Raw genomic sequence first — 5,373 nt, 5'->3', positions numbered from 1 at the left:
TTTGCCAGCATTATCGCTGGCTCAAGACCCCGGCCGCTCCACTTATCCGGCTGTCTGAATTTGCGCGGCCACCTCTCAGCGCGTGGGCCATCGTTGCGCGCCATAGTGCCTTCGATCCTGAACTCGCCAAACCTTCAACCGGAACGAGCACTGACCGAAAATGACCTTCTCCGCTTTTTCGACGACTGAAACCTGATGACGTGAACCGCACACCGACCTGCGGAACGCCCTGGGAAGTAAGGAGGCTTTCCAAAGCCGCCCAACTAGGAGCCGCGGGCGCGAACTTCATCTAAGCGCGGGGAGCAAGCCCCACAACGACGCCTGATAGATTTGGGCAAGCCAACATGACATCAAGCATCAGGGGTTGCAAAACTGGGGAGGACCGTAGATTCACTTCGGTGGACGCGTAGCGGTAAGCACGGCTGCTTCGTTAGTACCGGGATGGGAGGAGCAGGTGGTTGATCGGATCGCGGGCATGAAGGTGTCATGTTACGCAGTGTCGGCACCGCAGCCCGCGACGGAGCTGGATTCAGAATGTCAATCCAGCTCCGGGCTCCACGGATTGATAATCGTCGAGCGCTTCAGGGGGGATTCAGCGAATGGCAAAGCGGGTTGCCGGCGAGCCATTTGCGCAATTATTACCATAGATAAAAAGATTTCTGTTTTCCGAGTATGCCTGGTAAATAATCGAATAAACTTCCTTGGCAGCGAACGAGTAGATGCCGTCGTTAATGGTCACCAGCAGGTTGCCGGTGGCGTCGGTCTCGATCTTGTCGATCTTGCCGGCCTTGCAAAGCGCCTGGGCTGACGCGCACGTGGAGGCGAGCATCAGTGCTGAAAAAAGCACGATTGCAATCTTCTTCATGTCTTTCCTTTGGTAATGATTGAGGTAATGCGGTTTGACGACGGCGGCCACGTCCGGGGCGATATGTCTGTCTTCCTGGATTGCCGATTCTAAAGAGTCTGAAAATCGACGGCGGCCTGGTAATGTTGAAAAAATTGCGAAAAAGCACGAACAAAATCATTCGTACTGCACCTCCGCTATATCGTCGATTTATGCTCGCGGTGTTGCGGCGCGCAACACAGACTATTTATTTGAGTTTGAGATTGCCAATCGAATTAATTTATCGCCGGCCAAACTCGATAATTTTATGTTTTAATGTGATTTGATTGAACTATGCGCTCGGTTGTTTTTGTATTTTTATTGTTTCGATATTTAAATAGCAGCGGACGAATATTGATTCGATGGTCGATGGTGGTGCGGCCATGACAGAGGCCCATCGTCGGGAAAAACGCGTGCGGTACCTCACATCACTTCCCGAGTAGGAAGACACCGCGCGGTCAAATATAGATGCCCGACCGGGGCGCACAACAGGCAGCACCTACGATCAAGCATTCGAGAAGTTGCAGAGTCTCGCCGACGCGTATGCAAACGTCAGGCGGGAGGCCGAATTCCGGCGTCGTCTAGCTAGCGCAATTGATGTCGAGTCACAGCAGGCGGGGAGCTTGGCTTGTCCGGCTGCAAAAAGCGACGATTACCCCTACCGACGCCGAACGCGGCGTTGAACCACGTCACGCACAGGGAATGCAGCACGCGGGCCAATGTTGTACAGCCGGGAGCGGGTACGGATGCCCCGTTGGGCCTGGCGAGCAGGCCAGCCCGGCTCGGCATGCGCGATCAGCTGCCGCGCGAGCGACGCGCGGCACCCCGCCTCGTAGTACCGTTGTCCCACCACCGCCGTCAAGTCGCTCAAGCGATCGCGCGCTGCCCACACGGAATTCGCTGAACCGAATTGTGAAGCAATTCATTCAATTGGCACCCTTAACGCTGCAGATCACCCGCATCCAGATAAAGCCGAAATTTCTGGATTTTTTTTAAAATCAATCTATCTTTCAAAAGACACCCAATTGCCCCGCCATCAACCAATACCAATCAAATCCGTTTGCAAAGAAATTCATATGTTCATGAAACCGGTTCAAGATCAAAGTCTACTCGATCGCCTTGCAAGAGACCGCAAATGAAGTTCGACTTCGCGCCGCCCAAATTAGATATCTGGCATTGGGCATTTAATTCCGAGGGTCAAAATGAATATCCTTCGTTGGGAAAATTGGTTGAATTGCGTCGCGTCGGTAGTCTCGGCTTTCGGAATCATGTTACTTCAGGCCCCTGCTCTCGCGGACGGAGTATCGGTACTCGGGGTTAGAAGTCTGTCCAGCGTGATTTCGGAGCCCGCCGTGCGGCCCGCGGTGGGTCCTGCATGCACACAAAATGTATCCATCACGTCGCTCGCCAATCAACACCTCGTCTCGGCCGAGTTGGGGTATGCCGGGAGCGATTATGCAATGCTGCGCGCCCGAGCAACCGCGGTTGGCCCCTGGGAGCAATACACCCTATGCAACTACGCTGGCGACGGATACTGGACAATTCAATCGCAAGCGAACGGGCTGTACGTGTCTGCGGAGCTCGGGTACTCGGGTAACCAATACGGGATGTTGCGCGCACGCGCATCAGTCGTCGGGCCGTGGGAGAAATTCGTGTTCAGATCCTGCGGCCTTGGCTGCACGACGATCCTGTCGCAGGCGAATGGTTTGTTCGTCTCCGCAGAGCTAGGCTATCCCGCCGACCAGTATGGGATGTTGCGCGCCCGCGCGTCTGTCGTGGGCCCGTGGGAACAGTTCCGCTAACGCGCTTCGTTTCCCGGAAGCGATCCGGAATGGTCTAAAGACCGAAGCAGTCTCACATCGACGAAGGGGAAAATATGAATAATAAATCACTTAGATAAAGTTAAAATCCCGCAGGCCAAAGTCAAATTTAATTGATACGTAAGCTTGGGTTGAACGGGTCAGTCGATCACCCAACCAAACTCACAGATCGACATCGCAAATTGCGATCCATGGTCACTACTCCGCGTGGCCACCTCGCGAAATGCCTGATTCGCCCAGCATTGTTTTAATGCAATCTGAGGGGCACCTTAAAATTCGATAGAAATTTCGAATCTCGGGAAAATCATGCAAAACTCGCAGGAGATTCAAATGAGCCATTTGACCCTGAAGTTCATCTTTCCCGCGCTTGGTGCGCTGGTTTCGACCAGCGCTCCTGCTCAGCAAATCGACATCCACGGAGCTGTGACTCAGATCACGTTGCCGGATCGTGGTCTGCAAGCTGCCGCCATCGATTTCAAGCATGCGCTGCCGATGCCGCTTCCAAAGCCAAATGTTGCGCCACCCAAGATGCTGGATGCCCTGATGTTCAACGCCAATCCAACCCTCGGTGTGGCCGGCTACTCGCGAGGCGGCACCGGAGATGGTAGGCAAAACCCCTTGCAACTGGTAGCGCCAGTGCATCTGAGTCAGAGCGGCGTCGAGCCACAGGAATTCGGATCCTCGAATCAGCCATACACCACCAGTCAAGCGAACGCGTCCGGCGACAATACGCAGTATTACTATCCGTTTCGCGCAGCCGGCAAACTGTTTTTCAACATCGGCTCGGCAACCTATTTGTGCTCGGCGTCCCTGATCAAACCGGGCGTCGTCGTTACGGCGGCGCATTGCGTCGCGAATTTCGGCCAGCGCCAGTTCTACTCGAACTGGGTATTTGTTCCGGCTTACAGCAACGGCACCGCGCCCTATGGCACGTGGGGCGCCGTGTCCGCCACCGTCATGACCTCCTACTATGACGGCACCGATCCATGCGCCGTGGCGGGCGTCGTCTGTCAGGACGACATGGCCGTGATCCTGCTGGCGCCCCAAGGCGGGTCGTACGCAGGCAATCGGGCCGGATGGTATGGCTATGGATGGAACGGCTACAGCTACAATCCGTCCGGACTTGCCCAGATCGACCAGCTCGGCTACCCCGTTGCACTGGATAGCGGCGTGTTCATGGAGCGCAACGGATCACAAGGTTTCGTGTCCTCCGGCTACTCGAACAACACGATCATTGGCTCATTAATGACCGGCGGTTCGAGCGGCGGCCCGTGGCTCGTCAATCTCGGCATGCCGCCGGTACTCAACGGCACGGCGTTCGGCAACGCGGCCGCGCACAATACCGTTGTCGGTGTGACGAGCTGGGGTTATACGGATACCACGGTGAAGCAGCAGGGTGCGTCCCCGTTCACGAGCGGCAACATAGTGACGCTCGTGAATACCGTGTGCGGCGGGACTCCAGCAGCTTGTTGAGAGTGGTATGCGAAAGTGCGCCGCGTGTGGCGTTGCGCTCGCCATGCTCGCCAGGCATCGCGGGTTCAACGCCACGCGTGGTGCAATTCTCAACGGGGGCACGGGCGGCCATAGCTGCCGCGACTGGCCCGGTAGATGACCGCCACTTCGGCGTCCAGCGACTCGTTGGCCTGCGCCCTGACGCGGGGCGGGCAAACCTGCCACTGGCAATACCCGCTACACGAGACGGCCAACACTAGGGACAGCCGGCTCATGCTGTACCGGTCGCGGTGTGCATCGATCCAGGCGTACCTCTCCGCGCCCCCTTCGCGAAGTGCGCCATTGCTTTTCGGAGGATTTCGATATCGAGCCGGGTGTGTCCAAGTCCGTCACGGCGACGAGCTCCCGATGAAGCCGGGCGGCCGCGACCGGCGAGTCGACGTTGGCATGGAGAGACGTTCCATCCCACAGCTCGACGACCCACTTGTCGCGTACACGGCAGACGCCGATCGTCCAGCCGCTGCGATGCGAATACCCGTAGCCGCTCACCACGGTCCACCCGAGCGCGACCATTGTGTCGCGCTGCTCGAGCAGCGGCGCAGCGATCATGCTCGACTCTGCAGGGCACGGACGAGGTCCGCGCGCTTGCCGCCGAGCTCGTACCTCGTCAGCGTCAAGGCGTCGCGATTGCGACCGTCGCCGATCCGAATCAGATTGTCCATTCTGCTTTCCGCGCCGTACGGCCGCCGTTGCCGCTGAGAATACTGTATATATATCAGGGGTGCGGGTGGTTCGCAACATCCGGTTCCGGCGCGCCGATTCAGGAGAGCTCAACCGAGCCGGGATCCTGTTCCAACACGGCGTGCCGGCGGCCGATCATATGACCGGCCGTCACGCATCCGCTCAAGCCGCTCGAGCGCCTCGGCGAACACCGCCAGCGGCGCCGCGCGCAGCTGATCATCGTGCCACCCGATCAGCGCGGCGACGAGTTCATCCGTCTGCGGATCGAGCACCCGCTCGCCGCAAGTCTTGCCCTGCTCGAGCGCGGCGTTGATGCCGCGTTCGGTGGCCACCAGGACCTCCACGCGCAATTCGTGCTTGCGGGCTTCGTCGACGAAGCCCGCAAGCACAACCGCGCGGATGCTGCGTCGCGAGGGACACGAGATCGGCCGCCGGCGCGTGCGCACGCTGATGAAGCGCATGGGCATCGAGGCGCTG

2 protein-coding genes and 3 pseudogenes are annotated in these 5,373 nt (G+C 58.0%); 2 read left to right on the top strand and 3 right to left on the bottom strand.

From position 1 onward, the window contains the following. Window positions 1-592: 592 nt before the first annotated feature. Window positions 593-865, bottom strand: coding sequence for a hypothetical protein (locus BDI24065_RS40625; protein ID WP_175035915.1), 273 nt, complete (start codon window positions 863-865; stop codon window positions 593-595). Between the two features lie 1,220 nt (window positions 866-2,085). Between BDI24065_RS40625 and BDI24065_RS40620 the strand changes: the two genes are divergently transcribed. Then, window positions 2,086-2,685, top strand: coding sequence for a fascin domain-containing protein (locus tag BDI24065_RS40620; protein WP_175035914.1), 600 nt, complete (start codon window positions 2,086-2,088; stop codon window positions 2,683-2,685). 310 nt (window positions 2,686-2,995) lie between these two features. Then, window positions 2,996-4,176, top strand: a pseudogene (locus tag BDI24065_RS40615) (trypsin-like serine peptidase). Window positions 4,177-4,277: 101 nt separating this feature from the next. On the opposite strand, the pseudogene BDI24065_RS40610 reads toward BDI24065_RS40615, so the two are convergent. Beyond that, window positions 4,278-4,531, bottom strand: a pseudogene (locus tag BDI24065_RS40610) (IS3-like element ISBvi3 family transposase); the annotation flags it as partial. A 454-nt stretch (window positions 4,532-4,985) separates the two neighbouring features. Continuing rightward, window positions 4,986-5,373, bottom strand: a pseudogene (locus tag BDI24065_RS40605) (hypothetical protein); the annotation flags it as partial.

This window comes from Burkholderia lata (genome assembly GCF_902499025.1).
Classification (GTDB): Bacteria; Pseudomonadota; Gammaproteobacteria; order Burkholderiales; family Burkholderiaceae; genus Burkholderia; species Burkholderia lata_C.
The sequence above is the reverse complement of the archived record's forward strand: the minus strand, read 5'-3'. Positions and strand labels throughout refer to the sequence as shown.